The organism is Micromonospora sp. NPDC050795 (assembly GCF_044456785.1).
Taxonomy (GTDB): domain Bacteria; phylum Actinomycetota; class Actinomycetes; order Mycobacteriales; family Micromonosporaceae; genus Micromonospora.
Genome location: NZ_JBITGE010000130.1, coordinates 1 through 1096, shown reverse-complemented (window position 1 = coordinate 1096; position 1096 = coordinate 1). Strand labels below are relative to the sequence as shown.

Here is a 1096-nt window from a genome sequence, read left to right as displayed (position 1 = left end):
CTAGGTGTTCTGTCCATGGACGTTGGTGACGGGGCGTAGATCTTGAAATGGGTGAGGACCTCCGGGTGAGGTGGAGCTTGTCGAAGGTTCCGCATCACCCGGGAGGTCCTCGTGACTCACGCTAATGCACCCCTGACCGAACGCGGCAGACTGCGTCTGGCCCGCTGCGTCGTCGACGACGAGTGGCCGCTGCGCCGGGCCGCGGAACGGTTCCAGGTCAGCCCGACAACCGCGAAACGCTGGTCCGAGCGCTACCGCGTCGAGGGCGTCGCGGGCATGAAAGACCGTTCCAGCCGGCCACACCACAGCCCGAACCGCACTCGCCCCCAGGTAGAACGCCAGGTGCTGCATCTACGCACCAGTCGACGGTGGGGACCCGCGCGCATCGGCGGACGCCTGGATCTGCCCGCCTCCACGTGCCACGTGATCCTGCGCCGCGCGGGCGTTACCCGCCTGGCCCATCTCGACCGGGCTACCCGAGAACCGATCCGCCGCTACGAACACCCCCATCCCGGCGACTTGGTCCACGTCGACATCAAGAAGCTCGGCAACATCCCCGACGGCGGCGGCTGGCGCACCCAAGGCCGCGCCCAGGGAAAACTCAACCGCACCGCCACCCCCGCACACACCACCGACGCGTGGGGCGGCGCCCGACTCGGCTACGCCTACCTGCACACCGCGATCGACGACCACTCACGGCTGGCCTACACCGAAATCCTGCCCGACGAACGTCAAGAAACCGCAGCCGCGTTCTGGCAACGCGCCCACACCTGGTTCAGCTCCACTGGAATCACCGTCCGCCGGGTCCTGACCGACAACGGCTCCTGCTACAAGTCCCGCCTCTGGCACGACACCTGCACCCAGCTCGGCGTCACCGTCAAGAAGACCCGCCCCTACCGACCACAAACAAACGGCAAGGTCGAGCGCTTCCACCGCACCATGACCGACGAATGGGCCTACGCCAAGCCCTACCGATCCGAGACCGCCCGACGAGCAGCCCTACCCGCCTGGCTCCACGCCTACAATCACCACCGCCACCACACCGCAATCGGCGGCCCACCCGCCAGCCGCGTCCCCAACCTCTCTGGACAGAACA

General features: G+C 67.5%; 1 protein-coding gene. It reads left to right on the top strand.

Annotated elements, in window-relative coordinates; all coding sequences use genetic code 11:
• Positions 1-111: 111 nt before the first annotated feature.
• Positions 112-1096, top strand: a 985-nt coding sequence (locus tag ACIBEF_RS32610; protein ID WP_396797269.1) for an IS481 family transposase, incomplete at its 3' end; no start/stop codon positions are given.